This window comes from Saccharomonospora xinjiangensis XJ-54 (assembly GCF_000258175.1).
Classification (GTDB): domain Bacteria; phylum Actinomycetota; class Actinomycetes; order Mycobacteriales; family Pseudonocardiaceae; genus Saccharomonospora; species Saccharomonospora xinjiangensis.
Map to the genome: position 1 here is coordinate 491,313 of NZ_JH636049.1, position 19,031 is coordinate 510,343.

The following is a 19,031-nucleotide window of genomic DNA, read 5'->3' on the forward strand; positions in this document are numbered from 1 at the left end:
GTGCTCGAAAGCACGGAGCACACACCGCCACCCGCAGGAGGCCGCCATGGCCGACAAGAACTCCAGGACCAGCGGAGGCACGGCGGCCGGGTTCGTCGTGGACGAACCCGGCAGGGTACGCAACGTCGCGCTCGTCGGGCCCTCCGGCTCGGGGAAGACCACCCTGACCGAGGCCCTCTTGGTCGCCGCGCACGCCGTCAACAGAGCGGGATCCGTCGTGGAGGGCACCACCGTGTGCGACCACGACGAGGCCGCCATCCGCCAGCAACGATCGGTCAGCCTCGCCGTCGCACCGGTCGTCCACGGCGATGTCAAGATCAACCTCATCGACACCCCCGGGTACGCCGACTTCGTGGGGGAGGTTCGTGCCGGTCTCCGTGCGGCCGACGCCGCGTTGTTCGTCGTGAGCGCGGGCCACGGAGTGGACAGCGCCACGGTGTCACTGTGGGAGGAGTGCGCCGTCGCCGGTCTTCCGCGCGCCGTCGTCGTGTCCCGGCTCGACCACGCACGCGCCGACGTGGAGGCGACGATCGCGGCCTGCCAGGAGGCGTTCGGGGCAAGTGTGCTCCCGCTGTACCTGCCTGCTCAGGGCGGCGACCCCGCCCTGATCGGCCTGGTCACCCGCCGCCGCTACGACTACGCGAACGGCCACCCGCCGCAGCTTTCCGACCCTGGGCCGGAGGATGCCGAGCGCCTGCGTGCCGCCCGCGACGCGCTCATCGAGGGCGTTATCGCCGAAAGCGAGGACGAGAGCCTGATGGACCGCTACCTCGCGGGGGAACCGGTCTCCGACGACGTCCTGATCGACGACCTCGAGAAGGCCGTGGCCAGGGCCACCTTTCATCCCGTCATCCCCGCGTGCGCGGAGACCGGTGTCGGTACGGCCGAGATCCTCGACGGCATCGCCCACGCGTTCCCCTCACCGCTGGAACACGCACCGCCTGCCGCCACCACCCCGGACGGCGTCCCCCTGCCCCGGCTCTCGCCCGATCCGAACGGCCCGCTCGCCGCCGAGATCGTGCACACGTCCGTCGATTCCTACGTGGGCAGGGTGTCGCTGGCCAGAGTGTTCTCGGGCACGCTTTCGCCGGAACGACCCGTGCACGTCAGCGGCCACGGCCTCGCCGAGAGGGGGCACGCCGACCACGACGCCGACGAACGTGTCGCCCACCTGTACTCCCCACTCGGAGCGACCCTCCGCGAGGTCCCGCACTGCGTGGCCGGCGATGTGTGCGCGCTCACGAAACTCACCTCGGCCGAGACCGGCGACACGGTGTCGGACCCCGGCGATCCGATGCTCATCGAGCCGTGGCAGATGCCGGAACCCCTGCTTCCCGTCGCCGTCGCCGCGCAGACCCGCAGCGACGAGGACGCGCTCGCCCGCAACCTGGCGAGGCTCGTCGCGGGTGACCCCACGCTGCGGCTGGAGCGCAACGCGGACACCCACCAACTGGTGCTGTGGTGCATGGGTGAAGCCCACGCCGAGGTGGTGCTCTCCCAACTGCGCGCCGGTGGCGCGGAGGTGACGGTCGAGCCTGTGCGGATCAGCCACCGCGCGACGTTCGCCACCTCGGCCGACGGGCACGGGCGCCACGTCAAGCAGTCGGGAGGGCACGGTCAGTACGCGGTGTGTGACGTGTCGGTGGAGCCGCTCGAACGCGGTGCCGGAGTGGAGTTCGTCAACCGCACCGTCGGCGGGGTCGTCCCTCACCAGTTCATCCCCAGCGTGGAGAAGGGCGCGCTGGCTCAGCTGAAGCAGGGCATCGGCAACGACGACCCCGTCGTCGATGTGCGCGTGACCCTGTTCGACGGCAAGGCACACAGCGTGGACTCCTCCGACGCCGCGTTCCAGACGGCGGGCGCACTCGCCGTGAAGGACGCCGCGGCCAAGGCGGGGCTCGTGACACTCGAACCGCTCGACGAGGTCGTCGTCCGGCTGCCCGACGCGTATCTCGGCGCCGTGCTCGGCGACCTTTCGGCACGGCGAGGGCGAGTGCTCGGCACCGAGTCGGTCGCGGGAGGGCATAGCATCGTCCGCGCGGAGGTCCCCGCGGAGGAGCTGGTCAAGTATGCGGTGCAGCTGCGCGGGCTCACGTCGGGGCGGGCGAGCTTCACCCGCCGCCACGCCCGCTACGAGCCGTCCCCCCACCGGACCCCTGCGCCCGACCGAGCCAAGGCGAAGGCCTGACGCACCCGTGTCCGCACCTGGCGCACGCGTGTCCGCACCTGGTGCACGTGCTCGGACACAAGGCTCGGCCCGCAGACAACGGCAGTTCAGGCACAGACACCCGTAGGAAACCGTCGGACACACAGCGACTGCGGACACACGTGCAGCAACTGCGAACACGCGCGCAGGAACTGCGGACACGAGTACGAGAAGTGCCAACACACGCGCAGCGAGTGCCAACACACGTGCAGGAAGTGCGGACACGGGGTTTCGGGGTCAGGGACTTCGGTCGGCGGTGAGGTCCGGCTCGGCGATCTCGAAGTACTCGGGGCGGGGCGCCGTCCCCGCGAGGCGGAAGTACCGCACCCTCCGGCGGCGGCGTAACGCCAGTGTGTCCCGTACCGCGTCGTTGTAGACGCGGCGCGCGATGACCACCCGCTCCTCGGCGTCGGCCAGTTCGTCGGCCAGCCCGGCGGGCAGCCTCGCCCTGTCCACGTCGGCGAGCCTGCGCGTGAGCTCGTTCTCTGCGGGTTCGCGTTCGGGCCGGGGAGCGGACTCAGCCGCGTCGGCCGCGGCACGCAGAGACCTCGCCTCCTCGCCTTCGATCGCGCTCGCGGCCACCGTCCTGGCCACGACGGCGCGCCGCGCGAGCGCCGCGTCGAGCGCGGCCCAGCCCGCGTCCATGCGCACATGCAGGCGGTCGAGCCGGTTCGCCGTCGCGACCAGCCACAACGCGACCGCCATCACCAGAGCCGCGGTGAGCGCCAGCGCCACCAGCAATGTGGTCATCGCAGCGCGTCGCTCCTGGCGCGGACCTTGCGCGGGTCGGCCGCGATGGCCGTCTCGTAGACACGGACGACCTGCCGCACGACGGTGCGCCAGTCGTAGCGCGCGACATGCTCCCCTGCCGCGTCCGACAGCGCGGCCCTGCGCACCGGGTCGCCGATCAACCCGCGCAGGGCGCCGGCCAGCGCGGCCGCGTCGCCGGTTGGCACCAGCATCCCGGCACGGCCGTCGTCGAGCACCCTGCGGAACGAGTCCAGCGCACTGGCCACCACGGGCGTGCCCGCGGCCATGGCCTCGGTCAAGATCATCCCGAAACTCTCGCCACCGGTGTTGGGCGCGCAGTAGACGTCCACGCTGCGCAGCGCCCTCGCCTTGGTGGCGTCGTCCACCTGCCCGAGCAGATCGATCCTGCCTGCGAGTTCGGGCCCCGCCTGCCGGTACAGCGTCTCCGCCTCGCCCCCGCCGACCACCAGCAGCCGCAGCGCGGGCAGGTCGGGAGCCAGCAGTCGCAGCGCGTCGAGCAGCACACCCATGCCCTTGCGGGGTTCGGTGTAGCGGCCGACGAACCCGATCGTGCCGCCCTCGCGCGGGTAACCCTCCAGCGGCTCGGCGGCAGCGAAGAACCCGGCGTCCACGCCGTTCGGGATCTCCACGGCGTCACCGCCGAGGTGCTCGACCTGCACCCGCCGGGCGAGCGCCGACACGGCGATGCGGGCGGTCACCTTCTCCAGCAGCGGACGCAGCACCGGTTCGAAGGCCGCCAGCGTGCGCGACCTCGGCGTCGAGGTGTGGAACGTCGCGACGATGGGGCCCTCCGCGACCGTCAACGCGAGCAGCGAGAGGCTGGGCGCGGTCGGCTCATGCAGGTGCAGCACGTCGAAGTCGTGCTCACGCAGCCAGCGCCGTACCCGCGCGTAGGAGACGGGCCCGAACTGCAACCGCGCCACCGAACCGTTGTAGGGGATGCCGAGGGCCCGGCCCGCAGGCTGAACGAACTCGGGGAAGGCGTTGCTGTCGTCGTCCCCCGGCGCGAGCACCGACACGGCGTGCCCAAGCGAACGCAGAGCCTTCGCCAGGTCCACGATGTGCCCCTGCACGCCGCCCGGCACGTCGAAGGAGTACGGGCACACGATGCCGACCCTCATGACGCGCTCCGCTCACCCTGCTCGACGCCGTCGGCGCCGGTGCGGTCCTGACCGGAGTCCTTGCCGCCCTTGCCGCCCTTGCCATTCTCGCCGTCCTCGCTCTCGCGGTCGGCGAACCAGAACGGTTGGAGCATGTGCCAGTCCGTGGGATGTGCCGCGATGTCCCCGGCGAAGACGTCCGCGAGCGCCTGGGTCGCGGCGGGCACCTCCTCGCGATGGCTGACCCGGATCCTGGGGTGGATCCGCACGGCCCAGCCTCCGTCCGTGAACCAGCAGCCCACCGGAAGCAGCGCGGCTCCGGTACTCAGCGCCAGACGGGCGGGACCGACGGGAAACGGTGCCTTCTCTCCGAAGAACGTCACGGGCACACCGGAGCCGGTGACGTCGCGGTCGCCGACGAGGCACACCACCTTGTTCTCACGCAACCGCCGCAGCAGCATCCGGAAGGACATGCTCCCGTCGGCGGGAACGACCTCGAAGCCGAGCGACTCCCGGTAGGCGACGAACCTCTTGTACAGAGATTCCGGCCTCAGCCGCTCGGCCACGGTGGTGAAGTTGCCGGAGCGGCCGACCAGCCACACACCGGCGACATCCCAGTTACCCGTGTGCGGCAGCGCGAGCACAGCCCCGTTGCCCTCGTCGAGTGCGGCGTCGAGGTACTCGATGCCCGTGGCGTCCACCCTGCCGCGCACGTCGTCGGCGTCCATCGACGGCAGGCAGAACGCCTCGTGCCAGTACCGCGCGTACGAGCGCATCGCCCTGCGTGTGAGGTCCTCCAACTCGACCGGCCCCGCCTGCGGCACGACCCTGGCGAGATTGCGGCGCAGCCGTGCCGCGCCGTCTCCCCCGCGCCGCGCCGCGATGTCGGCACCCACGGCGAACGCCGTCGTAACGAAGGAGCCCGGCAGCTTCGGCACCATGCGCCACCCTGCGGCGTACCCCCAGTCCGCGAGCCGCTGCCTGTTCACAGTCGCGCCTTCCCCGCTGCCGCCACCGCCACGATCCGCTGGGCCAGGGTGATCACCGAGAGCACGGCGAGCAACCACTGGGACACCTCGACGGAGTACGGCAGCCCCAGTCCCTGCAAGCCGGTTCCGACGAGTGCGATGATCAGCCGCTCCGCCCGTTCGACGAGCCCTCCGTTGGCCACGTCGCCGAACCCGGACGCCTCCGCTCTGGCCTTGACGTAGGAGATGACCTGCGCCAGCACCAGCGACAGCAGCGCCGCAGCGGCCACCCTGGGATTGTCCGCGACGGCGAACGCCCACCAGGCGATGGCCGCGAACACCGCGCCGTCCACCAACCGGTCGCACGTGGCGTCGAGCACCGCGCCGAACGGCGTGCTCCCCTTGGCTCTCGCCATGGCGCCGTCCAGCAGATCGAGCATGACGAAGCCCCACACCACGAAGGTGCCCGCGAGGAGCATCCCGGCAGGGAAGAACACCAATGCCCCCGCGATGGCGCCGGCTGTGCCGATGAGCGTCATCGCATTGGGAGTCAGCCCGGCGCGCACCAGTGCGGCACCGATCGGGTCGGTGACGCGGGACACGGACGCGCGAGCGAAGATGTTGAGCATCTCATCCTACGGGTGCTTGCTGGCGAGTGCGGATCAACTCGGCAAGCAAACCCTATCGAGCCGCCACGACATCGGCGTCCCGTGCCCCTGCCCACGTGTCCTGGGTGACTCCCTCGATCCGGTGAAGCCGACCGGACCGGGTTCAGGCAGGCTCGGCGGCGCGGTCGGGCCCCCCGTCTTCCCCCGCGTCGTCGGCCTCCGCCAGCACCCCGGCGCATTCCGGCGTCAACCGCTGCCTGATCGCCACACTGATCTCCCCCAGGCTGCGGACCTGCTCCGGGGTGAGCACGTCGAACAACGCTTCGCGCACAGCCTCGACGTGCCCGGGAGCGGCATCGCGGATGGCCTTGAGCCCCGCGTCGGTGAGGTGGGCGAACGCCCCCCTCCTGTCGGTGGGGCACGCCTCTCGCCTGATCCAGCCATTCGCCTCCATCCGGGCGACGGCGTGCGAGAGCCTGCTCCGGGAGGAGCGCGTGGCGAGCGCGAGATCACTCATCCTCAGCACACGATCCGGCGCCTCCGACAGTGCGACGAGCACGGCGTAGTAGGTGGCCGGCATGCCGGCGTCACGTTGGAGCTGCGCTTCGAGATGGCCGCGCAACATGTCGATGGCGGCCGAGAAGTCGCGCCACACGCGCTGCTCGGAGTCCGTGAGCCAGCGAGGTGTCGGCATAGCACCCATTCTAGCCCTGCTCCACACCTGATTGAGCCCTCAACCATTTCTCGGTTACAGTGTGCACGCTTGAACGCTCAACCACAGAGGGGACACCCATGACCACGAGCACCACCGGCATTCCCGGCTACCTGGCAGGGACCTGGACGATCGACCCCGTGCACTCCAACGTGAGCTTCGTCGTGCGCCACCTCGGCGTCACCAGGGTCCGAGGCCGGTTCACCGAACTCGGCGGGGAAATCACGACAGGAGAGAACATCCTCGGCTCCTCGGTGACGGCGACCATGCAGGCGGCGAGCATCGACACCACCAACCAGCAGCGCGACGAGCATGTGCGCAGCACCGACTTCCTCGACGTGGAGAACCATCCCACGCTGAGTTTCCGGTCCACCGGAATCCGCGCCGACGGCGACGACTACCTCATCGACGGTGAGCTGACGCTGCGCGGCGTCACCAGGCCGGTCACCCTCACCGCGGAACTCGGCGGCTTCGGCGACGGCCTGACCGAGGGCGGCAAGGTGCTCGGGGTCTCGGCCCGCACCGAGATCAAGCGATCGGACTTCGGAGTCGGCGGCAACATCCCCACGGCCGTCGTCAGCGACAAGGTCGTCATCGAACTCGATATCGAGGCGATGAACCAGGGCTGAACCCGCGCGCCTACCAGGCGTCGGCGAGCAACTGCCTGGTCTGCCCGAGTAGTTGCGGCAACACCTTCGTGTGCCCGATGACGGGCATGAAGTTGGAATCGCCGCCCCACCGGGGCACCACGTGCTGGTGCAGGTGGGCGGCGATTCCGGCGCCAGCGGCCACACCCTGGTTCAAGCCGATGTTGAACCCGTGCGCCGCCGACACCCTCCTGATCACCCGCATGGCCCGCTGCGTGAACTCGGCCACCTCCACCGTCTCCTCGGCAGTGAGGTCCGGGTAGTCCGCCACGTGACGGTAGGGCACCACCATGAGATGGCCCGGGTTGTACGGGTAGAGGTTGAGAACCGCGAACACGCTCTCGCCCCGCGCCACAATCAGTGCCGTCTCGTCGTCCAGCCGGGCGAGGCGGCAGAACGGGCACCCGCTCTCGTCGTCTCCCTCGGGCTTGTTCTCGCCCTTGATGTAGGCGAGGCGGTGCGGGGTCCACAACCGCTGGAGCTGGTCCGCGACCCCGACACCGTCCTGTTCCACGTACTCCCGGCGCAGGCCCGCGCCCTCGCCGTCACCGGCCAACGAAGGCTCCCAGCGCCTCGGCGGTCGGCGACGCGTTCTCGCGGCGCGCCACCCAGCCGGCCACGGCGTCCACGGCTGTCGCCACGGGAACACCGTTGATCTGGCTCCCATCGCGGAAACGGAACGACACCGCGCCCGACTCCACGTCCTTGGCGCCCGCGAGCAGCAGGAAGGGCACCTTCTGCGTGGTGTGGGTGCGGATCTTCTTCTGCATGCGGTCGTCGCTGGTGTCCACCTCGACCCGGATTCCCCTGTCCCGCAGCGCCTTCTCGACACCCCGCAGGTGCTCGGTGTGCGCGTCGGCGATCGGGATTCCCACGACCTGCACCGGCGACAACCACGCGGGGAACGCGCCTGCGTAGTGCTCGGTGAGCACGCCGAAGAACCGTTCCATCGACCCGAAGAGCGCCCGGTGGATCATCACGGGCTGCTTGCGGGAGCCGTCGGCCGCCTGGTACTCCAACCCGAACAGGTCGGGCTCCATGAGGTCAACCTGGATCGTGGACATCTGCCAGCTCCGGCCGATGGCGTCCTTGACCTGCACGCTGATCTTCGGCGCGTAGAACGCCGCTCCACCGGGGTCGAGCACCAGGTCGAGGCCGCTGGACTCGGCGGCCTCGCGCAGCGCGGCGGTGGCCCGCTCCCAGTCCTCGTCGCTGCCGATCGACTTCTCGGGGTCACGCGTGGACAGTTCGAGGTAGAAGTCGTCGAGACCGTAGTCGCGGAGCAGATCCAGCACGAACTGGAGCAGCGACTTGATCTCGTCGTGCATCTGGTCGGCCGTGCAGTAGATGTGCGCGTCGTCCTGGGTGAAGCCCCTTGCCCTGGTGAGGCCGTGGACGACACCGGACTTCTCGTACCGGTAGACGGTGCCGAACTCGAACAACCGCAGCGGCAACTCCCGGTAGCTGCGCCCCCTTGAGCGGTAGATGAGGTTGTGCATGGGGCAGTTCATCGGCTTCAGGAAGTACTCCTGGCCGGGCTTGCGCACGCTACCGTCTTCGTTGTACTCCGCGTCGAGGTGCATGCCCGGGTACATCCCCTCGCGGTACCAGTGGAGGTGCCCCGAGGTCTCGAACAGCTGCGCCTTGGTGATGTGCGGCGTGTTGACGAACTCGTAGCCTGCCTCCTCGTGGCGGCGGCGCGAGTAATCCTCCAGTTCTTTGCGGATCACGCCGCCCTTGGGGTGGAAGACGGGCAGCCCCGAGCCGATCTCGTCGGGGAACGAGAAGAGGTCGAGTTCGGCACCGAGCCTGCGATGGTCGCGCCGCTCGGCCTCGGCGAGCATCTCCAGGTAGGCGTCCTGCGCCTCCTGCGACTCCCACGCGGTGCCGTAGATGCGCTGCAACTGCGGGTTCTTCTCGTCGCCGCGCCAATACGCCGCCGCGACCCTGGTGAGCTTGAATGCCGGGATGTACTTGGTGGTGGGCACGTGAGGGCCGCGACACAGATCGCCCCACACCCGCTCCTTGGTGCGGGGGTCCAGGTTGTCGTAGATCGTCAGCTCGCCCGCACCGACCTCCATCACCTCGGAGGTATCGACGGAGGAGGCGTCACCGCCCGACTTGAGGTCCACCAGTTCGAGCTTGAACGGCTCGTCGGCGAGTTCCGCCCTCGCGGCCTCCACGGACTCGACCACCCGGCGCGAGAACTGCTGTGCGCCCTTGACGATTTGCTTCATCCGCTTCTCGAGCGACTGGAGGTCTTCGGGGGTGAAGGGCCGGTCCACCGCGAAGTCGTAGTAGAAACCGTCCCTGATCGGCGGCCCGATGCCCAGCTTGGCCTCGGGGAACTGCTGCTGCACCGCCTGCGCCAGCACGTGTGCGGCCGAGTGCCGGATCACGCTGCGGCCGTCGTCGGTGTTCGCCGCGACCGGCTCGACCTCGACGTCGGTTTCCGGTACCCACGCGAGGTCCCGCAGCGCCCCCTCCGCGTCCCGGACGACGACGACGGCCTCGGCACCCTTGGTGGGCAGGCCCGCTTCCCGCACCGCGGCACCCGCCGTAGTGCCTGCTCGCACCACCACGCGCGAGGCGGACGGGGCTGCGGCGGACGACGACTGCGACACGGGGAACTCCCTCGGGAACGTGGTTTGACGTGCGCCCACGATGCTAGTCCTCACGCAGGTCGCCTCTGTCCCGGGGCGTGAGGACAGCTCCCCAGGAGAACACATCGGCCATCACCCGCACTGTGGTCCCGGACACAAGGTGGGCGTGGTTACAGGATTGTCACAATCGCCGAGTCCCTCGCTACCGTGGGAGGAGCAGAGAACGGATGTTTCCCGACCCTGCCGAGGCTGCACCCCCGGCGGCCACCCGGTGCCCTTCGAATTCGCCGATGTCCGTGGCGAACCCGAGAAGAACATCGTTTGTCGCCGTGAGTGACCGGGCACCCACCGTAGTGGGTGGCGACCCGTGGCCCGCACCGCTCGGTCGTGGGTCACCATCCAGCCGATGCCGCGAGGTCAGCAGCACACCGTGCCCGAGGCGTTCACTCGGGCCGGGGTTCCTGCTCCATCGTGGCTGGTTGGAACCAATGGCGACGGGAACATGAGAAAGACCCGGCGACGAACACCGGGTCTTTCGAAACAACGAAATATCAGAAAACTGAATTCGTGGTGGGCGATACTGGGATCGAACCAGTGACCTCTTCGGTGTGAACGAAGCGCTCTCCCGCTGAGCTAATCGCCCCTTGCGTTGTGGGAACCACTGTAGCGGAGGCTGATCTCGCCCTGTGAACGGGGTCCCCCAAACGGAGTGGGCAGCGGGACACGTGCGCCGTCATCCCAGGTGAGACACCGAGACGGCGACCGGAACAGAGCACGAGGCGATCCCGGCGGGCGCGTGTCTGCTGCAACATTCGCGCGACTTGCCTGTCCTTTCCCACGGTGCAGCGAGCAGGATGTACCGGGACCCCACCGCGACGCATACGTTCGGGTGATACCCGGATTCACGGTGAGCGAACCGGCGCACACGCGCGTCTCACCCGTAGGACGCGGCCGAAGCCGGCCGGAAGGGAGCAGAAGGGTAACGACCATGCGAAACGATCACGTCACGCTCCGGTCCACGGCGGTCTTCGACCTCCTGGCTCCGCGAACCCCGCCGGTTCCGGTGAAGGTCGAACTGCGGTACGACACCCGCGACCCCTACGCGGTCGTCGCGGCGTTCCGCACGGGACGCGCGGGCTGGGTCGAGTGGGTTTTCGCCCGCGACCTCCTCGCCGACGGACTACTCGGCGAGGCGGGTGACGGCGACGTACGCATCAAGCCGTCGATCGAGGACCCCGACTCCGTCTACGTGGAGCTAAGCTCACCCTCCGGCCACGCGATGTTCGAGGCATCCGCACAGGAGCTGGCCGACTTCCTCGACCAGACCTACGACGTCGTGCTCCCCGGCAACGAACACCTGTGGGTCGATGTCGATGACGCGCTCACGAGACTCATCCCGCACGATTTGAGCTGATCATGGGCTTGCGGGAGAAGATGACCACCCCCCGTGCAAGCGACCGAAAGGCATCGGATACAGTTCTTTCCACACAACGACGAAGGGTCACTGGCCGGAAGGTCGCGATGACACGGAGTCGGAGATTGCGGACGTAGCGCAGCTGGTAGCGCATCACCTTGCCAAGGTGAGGGTCGCGGGTTCGAATCCCGTCGTCCGCTCGACTGCGGCGGCATTCCGCAGTTGGATCGAGTTCACGCTTGATCCACAAGCACGGCGGAGTGGCCGAGTGGTTCAGGCAAGGGCCTGCAAAGCCCTGTACACGGGTTCGATTCCCGTCTCCGCCTCGCGCGATTAGCTCAGCGGGAGAGCGCTACCTTGACACGGTAGAGGTCACTGGTTCGATCCCAGTATCGCGCACCAGTTCAGAAGGGGTTTCCGGATCACCGGGAGCCCCTTCTTCGTGTCTGGGGAGCCTTTGCGGGAGGCGTGGGAACGCGCCGCACCGTCCGGTGCCACGGGGCAGACCGATGCCGGAGGAGTTCTGGGGCGCTGACGGCGAGTTCCCGGACATGCCGGCGGTGTTGAAGCAGGAGGAGACAGAGTCGCGTTTCCGCGTCACGCCTCAACGAGCGGTTGACTGCCGAGCGTGAGGCAGCCGAGTTCGGGGTGTCGGCCTACCGGCCGATCCGGGACCAGGACCGGTGTGGCGTGGCAGGGCGCACGTCGCGATGGGCGACGCTGCGAGGCTGACGGGCGTGCGGCCGTAGACCTCGTCGGCGCGAGCCGAGCAGCGCGGACCCGAACCCCGGCCACGGCCCCACCGGGTCGGCCGCTCGAACAACTCACCGACCTCCCTGCCGGACAACTCGTGCCCGCACCCAGCAGATCAGCCACCCACACACCGGGTTCCCCCGCACGTCCTTCGTCGCCGCCGTCGCCCTACTGCTCGGGCGACCACCGAACCCACGGCAGCGCCTCTCGCCAACCGGCTCGCTCAGACGCCCAGCCCTGAAGCACCCTCGCCACCGGCTCCACCGCGAACACCTCGTGCTCGCGCGGCACCCGCGCCTGGAAATGTCGCTCCGGCGCCCCCTCGCGGTACTCCACCTGGTAGCTCAGGTCGTCGTCGAGCCAGACCTGGAAATAGTGCTGACCGACGGGTTCGAGGTCGAGCCGTGTCACCACGACGAATCGCAAGGTCAGGTTCAAATCCGCCAGCAGGTCGTGCAACTGGTCGGCCGACGGATCGTCCCACGTCGTCCCGTCGGCCTGCATCGCCTGGAGCACCGGTGTCGCCACACGGCGACACTACCGACGATCACACCGGTGGCCCCGGCGCGTGCGGACATCCGCGCCCGCTTTCAGCCCTCACCCTGCTCCGAGGGGCCCTGCTGCTGCTCGGCGAGGAACCGCTCGAAGTACTCGGCCAGTTCGTCCCCGCTCGGCATCTCACCGGTGTCGGCGAGCAGGTTGTTCTCCGGCCCTGCCGCCGTGAAAGCGTCGTACTGGCGTTCCAGCGCGGCGACCACGTCCGCGACCTCCGAGCTCTCGCGCACCTGCCGGTCGATCTCCTGGTTCGCGGCGTGTGCCGCCTCCCGCAGGTCCGCGAGCGGGACGCTCAGCCCCGTCGTCTCGATCACGGCATCCGCCAGCCGCAACGCCGCAGCGGGGTAGCGCGACTGCCCGAGGTAGTGCGGCACGTGGGCCGCGAAGCCCACCACGTCGTGCCCCGCCTGGCCGAGCCGGTACTGCAACAACGCCGCGGCGCTTCCGGGAACCTGCATGTGGTTGAACGTCGCCCGCTCACCCCGCACCAGCTCGGGCCTCGTCGCGTGAGGCGTGATGCCGAGCGGACGGGTGTGGGGCACACCCATCGGGATGCCGTGCCCCGTCACCGACAGCCGCACCCGCCATTGCTGGACGAGACCGCGCACGGCGGCGATGAACGTCTCCCACCCCGTGTCCGGCTCAGGGCCGGTGAACAACAGAAAGGGTGTCCCATCGGCGTCGTGCAGCAGTCGCACGGCAAGCTCGGGCTCGTCGTAGTCCGCCCAGTGGTCGGCCGAGAACGTCATCATGGGCCGCCGTGAGCGATAGTCGAGCAGGCGATCGACGTCGAATCGCGCCACGACCGGCCCGTCGAACTCCGACCGCAGGTGATCGACGAGCGTCCGCCCCGCCGAGCCCGCGTCAACGAACCCGTCGAAGTGGTAGAGCAGCACCGCTTCCTCCGGCACGAACACCCCGGAATCCAGGTCGTACAGCTGCTCCGGATTGCGATCCACCGTCAACCTCCTGACTCACCACATTCGCCGTCACAGGGGGCAACGCCTGCTGACGCTCGTTCAATCCCATCACATCGGCCGAGTGTGCCCCTGCGAGGCGGGCGGTGGCGGAAAGCATGGTGGAAAGATGGGGCAGGTGCAGGTGTCTCGAACCGGATCGACAACCACGACGACGCTGGTCGGCGAGCATGCCGACAGCCTTGCCACCGTGCTCGGCCTCGTGCGCTCCGGCACCGCGAGGACCCGGCCGGAGATCGGCAGGCACTCGGGGCTCGGCCGCACCGTCGTGACCCAGCGGGTCAACCAGCTCACCGCGTGCGGACTGCTGGAAGAGGGTGCACTCGGCCCTTCCAGCGGCGGCCGCGCGCCCCGCGAACTGCGGTTCCGCGCGAGGGCGGGGGTGATCCTCGCGGCGGAACTCGGGGCCACCAGCATCGGTGTCGGCGTCACCGACCTCGCGGGCAGCGTGCTGGCCGAACACACCGAGCCGGCCGACATCGCGCAGGGGCCGGAGAGCGTACTCGGCCGTGTCGAAGAGCTCTTTGACGAGCTACTGGACCGCGTGCGCGCCGACACGGCCGACGAGGACCTCGCCGTGTGGGGGGTGGGCATCGGCCTTCCCGGCCCTGTCGAGTTCGCGACGGGACGGCCCAGCGCGCCGCCGATCATGCCGGGGTGGGACGGCTACCCGGTGCGTGATCGCCTCGCCCGCCGCTACGACACGCCGGTGTGGGTGGACAACGAGGTCAACACGATGGCGCTCGGCGAGCTGAGGGCCGGGACGGCGCGGGGGCACGGGGACATCCTCTACGTGAAGATCGGCACCGGGATCGGGGCGGGGCTCGTCTCCGGCGGCACGCTGCACCGGGGCAGCCAAGGCTGCGCGGGCGACATCGGACACGCGGCCGTCTCCGACGAGGACGAGGTCGTGTGCCGGTGCGGGAACACGGGTTGCCTCGAAGCCCACGCGGGCGGTGCCGCGCTGGCGCGGGACGGGCTGGCCGCGGCGGAGGAGGGCCGCAGCCCGTTCCTCGCCGACGTCCTGGCGGCCACGGGCACGGTGACGGCCGCCGACGTCTCCCGCGCGGCGCAGAGCGGCGACCGCGTGTCCGTGGAGCTGCTGACCCGCGCAGGCAGGCTGATCGGCAACCTGCTGGCCACCCTCGTCAGCTTCTACAACCCCGCACTCGTGATCATCGGCGGAGGTGTCTCCGGGGCAGGCGACCTGCTGCTGGCTGCCGTGCGGGAGACCGTCTACCGGCGGTCGCTGCCGCTGGCCACACGGGAACTGCGCATCACCCGCTCCGAACTCAGCGACAGGGCCGGTCTCGTCGGAGCGGCGTTCATGGCTCTGGACGAACTCTTCGCCGCCGAGAGGCTCGCGCGGTGGGTGGGCAACGGCTCCCCAGCAGGCGATCCCGCCCTCGTCGAGGTGCCGCTGCGCGCGCCCGTGTTCTGACCCGCCGCCGCCCTCGGGCGCAGGCGGCGGGTCACAGAACACGGTCCCTCACTTCTTCCGTGGCTTCTTCTCCCGCACCCTGACGTTGATGCGCACCGGGGTGCCGGTGAAACCGAACCGCTCCCGGAACTTGCGCTCGATGAACCGGCGGTAACCCGCTTCGAGGAAACCGGTGCTGAACAGCACGAGTGTGGGAGGGCGGACGCCCGCCTGCGTCGCGAAGAGCACCTTCGGCTGCTTACCGCCCCGCACCGGCGGCGGGGTGGCGGCGATGAGGTCGGAGAGCCAGCCATTGAGCTGGCCTGTGGGCACCCGCTGATCCCACGACGTCAGTGCCGTGCGCAGCGCGGGAGCGAGCTTGCGCACGGCCCGGCCCGTCAGCGCGGAGACGTTCACCCGCTCCGCCCACGGCACCCGCACCAGCCCGCGATCGATCTCGCGGTCGAGCTGGTGGCGCCGTTCCTCATCGACGAGGTCCCACTTGTTGAACGCCAGCACAAGCGCCCTGCCAGCGTCGGCGACGGTGGTGACGATGCGCAGGTCCTGCTCCGACAGCGGCTCGCTCGCGTCCAGCAGCACGACGACCACCTCGGCGGCGTCGATCGCGGTCTTCGTGCGCAACGACGCGTAGTACTCCATGCCGCTGGCGGTCTGGACGCGCTTGCGCAGACCGGCCGTATCGACGAAACGCCACAGCTGGCCGTCGAGTTCGACGAGCGAGTCCACCGGATCGACGGTCGTGCCCGCCACGGAATCGACCACGGCGCGCTGCTCGCCCGTCAGCTTGTTCAACAAGCTCGACTTGCCCACGTTGGGCTTGCCGACCAGCGCCACCCGCCTCGGCCCCGTGCTGATCCTGTCGGTCTCCCGTGGCGCGTCGGGCAGAGCCTCCACCATCGCGTCGAGCAGGTCGCCGGAGCTGCGCCCGTGCAGCGCGCTCACCGGCTGCGGTTCGCCGAGGCCGAGCGACCACAGCGACGCCGTCTCGGCGAGCAGCCGCTCGTCGTCCACCTTGTTGGCCGCGAGGATCACCGGCCGCTTGGAGCGGCGCAGCACCTTCGCCACGGCCTCGTCCGTCGCGGTGGCGCCCACGGAGGCGTCCACCACGAGCAGCACCACATCGGCCGTCGCCATCGCCAGCTCCGCCTGCGCGGCCACGGACGCCTGCAACCCCGACGCGCCGGGCTCCCAGCCTCCGGTGTCCACCAGCGTGAACCGGCGGCCCCGCCACGTGGCGTCGTAGGCGATGCGGTCCCTCGTCACACCCGGCGTGTCCTGCACGACCGCCTCGCGGCGGCCCAGAATGCGGTTCACGAGCGTGGACTTGCCGACGTTCGGCCTACCGACGACAGCCACCACGGGCTGTTCCGGCTCGCCGTCGTCCGACTGCGGCTCCTCGGCGGCGGCAGCGTCGAGCCGGAGGAACTCCGCCTCGTCGGACCAGGTCCCGTCCAGTTCGGTCATACGTCTCTTCCCTCGTTCTGCCTGTCCTGCCGGGGGCGCTCCCCCAGATCGTCAATCCTCGCGGTCACGTCCCGCGCGCTCGTCGTCAACGGCGCGCACGAGCGCGGCGAGGGTGTCGCGGAGCCGTTCGGTGGCCGAGGCGAGCCCGGCCCGCCCCTTGCCGACGTCGAGGGCGAACGGCTCACCCACCACCACGTCGATCACGGGGCGCAGGCGCCTCCGTTCGCCCTGTCGGCGTCGGGTGCCCCGCACCGCCACCGGAAGCACCACGGCACCTCCGGCCCTCACCAGCCACGCGGCTCCCTGCTGCGCCTGGCTCACGTCGCCCGCGCCTCGGGTGCCCTCGGGGAAGACACCCACGAGCCCGCCATCACGCAGCACCTCGGTGACCGTGTGCAGCGCCGCGCGGTCGGGCACGCCGCGCCGCACCGGCACCTGGCCGATGCGGCGCAGTCCCCATCCGGCCGCGCCGGTGAACATCTCCTCCTTGACGAGGAACACCGAACGCCTCGGCAGCATTCCGAAGATCAGCTGCGGTTCGATCATCGAGCTGTGGTTGGCCACGAGCACGACGGGACCGGTGCGCGGCACCCTGTCCACGCCCTGGACCCGGATCCGGAAGGCGGGCCGGTAGAGCCAGCGACCGATGAACCGGCCCGTGTCGTGCAGCCACGGTACCGCGCCGGGGGGAAGCCCCGTGCCCTGCCTCGGCCTCGGCCTGCTCACCGGCGCACCCCCGCGACCTCGCCTCCGAGCAGTCCCCTGCCGTCGGCCAGCTCGGCGAGCCTGGTGATGACCTCGTCGATCGTCAGGTCGGAGGTGTCGAGCAGGACGGCGTCGTCCGCGGCGCGCAACGGCGAGGTCGCCCGCGTCGAGTCGAGGTGGTCGCGGCGCTGCACCGAGGCCTTCGCCTGATCCGGACTGGACTGGCGGCCCTCCGCGGCGTCCTGTGCGCTGCGCCGTCGCGCCCGCACGTCGGCCGAGGCGGTGAGGAACACTTTGAGCGGCGCCTCGGGCGCGACCACCGTGCCGATGTCGCGGCCGTCAACCACGATTCCCCCTCCGGAGCCTGTGGCCTCGCGGATGACCCTGCGTTGCTCGGCGACGAGGAGTTCGCGGATCTCCGGCACCGCCGACACCGCCGACACCGCGCGGTTGACGTCCTCTGTGCGGATCTCGGCGCCCACCTCCGCGCCGTCGAGAAAGGCCGACGGCGCGCCGGGATCGGTGCCCACCTCGATCCGGGTGCGGCGCACCAGCGCCACGACGGCGTCCTCGTCAGCGGGATCGATACCGGCCCTCAGCACGGCCAGCGTCGCCACGCGGTACATGGCGCCCGTGTCCAGATACCCGGCGCCGAGCTGCGTGGCCAGCTTCCGCGCCGCCGTCGTCTTGCCGGTTCCCGACGGGCCGTCCAACGCCACCACGCCACACAGGGCTTGAGCCACCGGGCCAACTCCTTGCCGTTCGATGAGTTCGGATTCGCCTGCCGACCTCACCTCGGACAGCGGGCCGGACCTGCGGCTCTCATTGTGCCCGGTGGTGTGAGCAGCCCCGGCTCACCGGTCCCCCGGGCGACCCTTCGGGGTGGGAAAACCCTCGCTGCGCAGCCGGTCACCGAGGTCGTCGCGCAGCAGGGACGACCTGTCCACGGCGCCGATCCGGTACGCGGCCCTTCCAACGAGCTGGGACAGCACGGGGGCCGTCACCACCTGGAGGAGCGCCACGAGGATCAGTCCAACGGCGTCCACGGCCTCGAGCTGGAGCGCCACTCCAGCCAGCACCATGAGCAATCCCACGGTCTGGGGTTTGGTACCGGCCTGCAAGCGGCTGAGTACGTCGGGAAACCTCAGCAGTCCAAAGGCACCCACGACGCAGAACAGGGCTCCACCGAGCAAGAAGACACTGGAGACGACGTCGATCAGCATCACCGGTGTTCCTTCCGTCCCTCGGTCAGCCGGACGACGCTGAGCGTGCCAACGAAACCCAGCAGCACGGTGCTCACCAGGATCGGCACAGTAAGCACGGAGTCGGTCATCGCCATATTCACGGCGAAGCCCGCGACGATGAGGACAACCAGCACGTCGAGCGATTTCGCACGATCAAGGATCCACGGGCCTTTCACCAGTCGGACCAGCGTGAGCAGTCCTGCCACGGCGAGTAGCGCGAGGGTGACGATGTAGACGACGGTCACTGTTTCTCCTCACGAGTCGAGTCGGTGCCGGTGTCCCCTCCACTGTCGGGCTGGCCTGGAGCCAGGCGCGGTTCGGCACCGAATCGCCGAGCCTGCTCCTCCGAGGTACGGATCTCCTCGGTGGTACCGAACGTCTTCACCACCCGTGTCTGCATCCGTATGGAGTCCCGCACCAGTGAGGCGATGTCCCGAGCACCCACGCCGAGCGCGTAGAGATAGAGACGGCCGCCGGAGCGGTCGATGTGCAGGACGAACGTGCCCGGTGACAAGGACACCAAGTTGGCCGTTGACGCCACCAGGAAATCCCGGTTCACGAGGATCGGCACCTCGACGATGACCGCTTTCGTACGGGGACCCGAACGCACCGCGTCGCGCCCGACCCGAACGCCGGAACCGAGCAGATCCCAGGCAAGGTAGACCGTGAGTACGAAGAGGCGGTGCGGACGGAGCAGCAGTGGTGATCGCACAGGACCGAACGGGAACATCGACAGCACCGCCACGGTGGCGAGCACACCGGAGACCAGCACGAGCGGTTCGACCGAGCGCCACAGCAGCAACCAGGCCCCCAACAGCCACAGGGCAAGTAGGGGGGAGAACCGGCGCATCCCGTCTCGCATG

General features: G+C 69.7%; 19 protein-coding genes and 4 tRNA genes. 7 read left to right on the forward strand and 16 right to left on the reverse strand.

Going from position 1 to position 19,031, the window contains the following annotated elements; all coding sequences use genetic code 11:
- Nucleotides 1–46: 46 nt before the first annotated feature.
- Nucleotides 47–2,188: an elongation factor G-like protein EF-G2 gene (locus SACXIDRAFT_RS01745; protein ID WP_006236733.1), complete on the forward strand. Its 2,142-nt coding sequence runs from the start codon at nucleotides 47–49 to the stop codon at nucleotides 2,186–2,188.
- Between the two features lie 255 nt (nucleotides 2,189–2,443).
- Here the strand turns inward: SACXIDRAFT_RS01745 and SACXIDRAFT_RS01750 are convergent, their stop codons facing one another.
- From SACXIDRAFT_RS01750 to SACXIDRAFT_RS01770, 5 genes are all read right to left on the reverse strand, one after another.
- Nucleotides 2,444–2,956: a hypothetical protein gene (locus SACXIDRAFT_RS01750; RefSeq protein ID WP_006236734.1), complete on the reverse strand. Its 513-nt coding sequence runs from the start codon at nucleotides 2,954–2,956 to the stop codon at nucleotides 2,444–2,446.
- Nucleotides 2,953–4,098: a glycosyltransferase family 4 protein gene (locus tag SACXIDRAFT_RS01755; protein WP_006236735.1), complete on the reverse strand. Its 1,146-nt coding sequence runs from the start codon at nucleotides 4,096–4,098 to the stop codon at nucleotides 2,953–2,955. The genes SACXIDRAFT_RS01750 and SACXIDRAFT_RS01755 overlap by 4 nt, the downstream gene beginning before the upstream one ends.
- The gene (locus tag SACXIDRAFT_RS01760) at nucleotides 4,095–5,066 is read right to left on the reverse strand and encodes a phosphatidylinositol mannoside acyltransferase (RefSeq protein WP_006236736.1); all 972 of its coding nucleotides are present in this window, start codon (nucleotides 5,064–5,066) and stop codon (nucleotides 4,095–4,097) included. The genes SACXIDRAFT_RS01755 and SACXIDRAFT_RS01760 overlap by 4 nt, the downstream gene beginning before the upstream one ends.
- A complete protein-coding gene (gene pgsA / locus SACXIDRAFT_RS01765) occupies nucleotides 5,063–5,674 on the reverse strand; it encodes a phosphatidylinositol phosphate synthase (protein WP_006236737.1) in 612 nt (203 codons plus the stop codon). The genes SACXIDRAFT_RS01760 and pgsA overlap by 4 nt, the downstream gene beginning before the upstream one ends.
- A gap of 142 nt (nucleotides 5,675–5,816) precedes the next feature.
- A complete protein-coding gene (locus SACXIDRAFT_RS01770; protein WP_050986893.1) occupies nucleotides 5,817–6,347 on the reverse strand; it encodes a MarR family winged helix-turn-helix transcriptional regulator in 531 nt (176 codons plus the stop codon).
- A gap of 98 nt (nucleotides 6,348–6,445) precedes the next feature.
- On the opposite strand from SACXIDRAFT_RS01770, the gene SACXIDRAFT_RS01775 reads away from it, so the two are divergent.
- Nucleotides 6,446–6,994, forward strand: coding sequence for a YceI family protein (locus tag SACXIDRAFT_RS01775; protein ID WP_006236739.1), 549 nt, complete (start codon nucleotides 6,446–6,448; stop codon nucleotides 6,992–6,994).
- A 10-nt stretch (nucleotides 6,995–7,004) separates the two neighbouring features.
- Here the strand turns inward: SACXIDRAFT_RS01775 and SACXIDRAFT_RS01780 are convergent, their stop codons facing one another.
- From SACXIDRAFT_RS01780 to SACXIDRAFT_RS01790, 3 genes are all read right to left on the reverse strand, one after another.
- On the reverse strand, nucleotides 7,005–7,568 hold the full coding sequence (locus tag SACXIDRAFT_RS01780; protein WP_006236740.1) for an HIT family protein: 564 nt from the start codon (nucleotides 7,566–7,568) through the stop codon (nucleotides 7,005–7,007).
- The gene (thrS, locus tag SACXIDRAFT_RS01785; protein ID WP_040922391.1) at nucleotides 7,558–9,636 is read right to left on the reverse strand and encodes a threonine--tRNA ligase; all 2,079 of its coding nucleotides are present in this window, start codon (nucleotides 9,634–9,636) and stop codon (nucleotides 7,558–7,560) included. The genes SACXIDRAFT_RS01780 and thrS overlap by 11 nt, the downstream gene beginning before the upstream one ends.
- A 547-nt stretch (nucleotides 9,637–10,183) precedes the next feature.
- A tRNA-Val gene (locus tag SACXIDRAFT_RS01790) sits at nucleotides 10,184–10,258 on the reverse strand.
- Nucleotides 10,259–10,603: 345 nt separating this feature from the next.
- Here SACXIDRAFT_RS01790 and SACXIDRAFT_RS01795 point away from each other — a divergent pair.
- The 4 genes from SACXIDRAFT_RS01795 to SACXIDRAFT_RS01810 all read left to right on the forward strand — a co-directional run bounded on the left by SACXIDRAFT_RS01795 (nucleotide 10,604) and on the right by SACXIDRAFT_RS01810 (nucleotide 11,431).
- Complete coding sequence (locus SACXIDRAFT_RS01795; RefSeq protein WP_006236742.1) at nucleotides 10,604–11,029, forward strand: SsgA family sporulation/cell division regulator; 426 nt, start codon at nucleotides 10,604–10,606, stop codon at nucleotides 11,027–11,029.
- Nucleotides 11,030–11,156: 127 nt separating this feature from the next.
- Nucleotides 11,157–11,229, forward strand: a tRNA-Gly gene (locus SACXIDRAFT_RS01800).
- A 54-nt stretch (nucleotides 11,230–11,283) separates the two neighbouring features.
- Nucleotides 11,284–11,355: transfer RNA gene (locus SACXIDRAFT_RS01805), tRNA-Cys, on the forward strand.
- 1 nt (nucleotide 11,356) lies between these two features.
- Nucleotides 11,357–11,431 (forward strand) — tRNA-Val (locus SACXIDRAFT_RS01810).
- Nucleotides 11,432–11,950: 519 nt separating this feature from the next.
- Here SACXIDRAFT_RS01810 and SACXIDRAFT_RS01815 read toward each other — a convergent pair.
- Nucleotides 11,951–12,310, reverse strand: a complete 360-nt coding sequence (locus SACXIDRAFT_RS01815; RefSeq protein ID WP_085978648.1) for a hypothetical protein — start codon at nucleotides 12,308–12,310, stop codon at nucleotides 11,951–11,953.
- A 62-nt stretch (nucleotides 12,311–12,372) separates the two neighbouring features.
- Nucleotides 12,373–13,296, reverse strand: a complete 924-nt coding sequence (locus SACXIDRAFT_RS01820) for a PAC2 family protein (RefSeq protein WP_006236744.1) — start codon at nucleotides 13,294–13,296, stop codon at nucleotides 12,373–12,375.
- Between the two features lie 127 nt (nucleotides 13,297–13,423).
- On the opposite strand from SACXIDRAFT_RS01820, the gene SACXIDRAFT_RS01825 reads away from it, so the two are divergent.
- Entirely contained in the window at nucleotides 13,424–14,755 is a 1,332-nt protein-coding gene (locus SACXIDRAFT_RS01825) for an ROK family protein (RefSeq protein WP_006236745.1), read from the forward strand.
- 48 nt (nucleotides 14,756–14,803) lie between these two features.
- Here SACXIDRAFT_RS01825 and der read toward each other — a convergent pair whose 3' ends face one another.
- The 6 genes from der to SACXIDRAFT_RS01855 all read right to left on the reverse strand — a co-directional run bounded on the left by der (nucleotide 14,804) and on the right by SACXIDRAFT_RS01855 (nucleotide 19,030).
- Nucleotides 14,804–16,219, reverse strand: coding sequence for a ribosome biogenesis GTPase Der (gene der / locus SACXIDRAFT_RS01830; RefSeq protein WP_006236746.1), 1,416 nt, complete (start codon nucleotides 16,217–16,219; stop codon nucleotides 14,804–14,806).
- A 51-nt stretch (nucleotides 16,220–16,270) separates the two neighbouring features.
- Nucleotides 16,271–16,945 carry a lysophospholipid acyltransferase family protein gene (locus tag SACXIDRAFT_RS01835; protein WP_006236747.1) on the reverse strand — a complete coding sequence of 225 codons (675 nt, stop codon included), beginning with the start codon at nucleotides 16,943–16,945 and terminating at the stop codon, nucleotides 16,271–16,273.
- On the reverse strand, nucleotides 16,942–17,667 hold the full coding sequence (gene cmk, locus SACXIDRAFT_RS01840) for a (d)CMP kinase (protein ID WP_006236748.1): 726 nt from the start codon (nucleotides 17,665–17,667) through the stop codon (nucleotides 16,942–16,944). Before cmk ends, SACXIDRAFT_RS01835 begins: the two co-directional genes overlap by 4 nt.
- Nucleotides 17,668–17,778: 111 nt before the next feature.
- Complete coding sequence (gene mnhG / locus SACXIDRAFT_RS01845) at nucleotides 17,779–18,147, reverse strand: monovalent cation/H(+) antiporter subunit G (protein ID WP_006236749.1); 369 nt, start codon at nucleotides 18,145–18,147, stop codon at nucleotides 17,779–17,781.
- Nucleotides 18,147–18,413, reverse strand: a complete 267-nt coding sequence (locus SACXIDRAFT_RS01850; RefSeq protein WP_006236750.1) for an MrpF/PhaF family protein — start codon at nucleotides 18,411–18,413, stop codon at nucleotides 18,147–18,149. The genes mnhG and SACXIDRAFT_RS01850 overlap by 1 nt, the downstream gene beginning before the upstream one ends.
- On the reverse strand, nucleotides 18,410–19,030 hold the full coding sequence (locus tag SACXIDRAFT_RS01855) for a Na+/H+ antiporter subunit E (RefSeq protein WP_006236751.1): 621 nt from the start codon (nucleotides 19,028–19,030) through the stop codon (nucleotides 18,410–18,412). The genes SACXIDRAFT_RS01850 and SACXIDRAFT_RS01855 overlap by 4 nt, the downstream gene beginning before the upstream one ends.
- Between the last annotated feature and the right edge of the window lies 1 nt (nucleotide 19,031).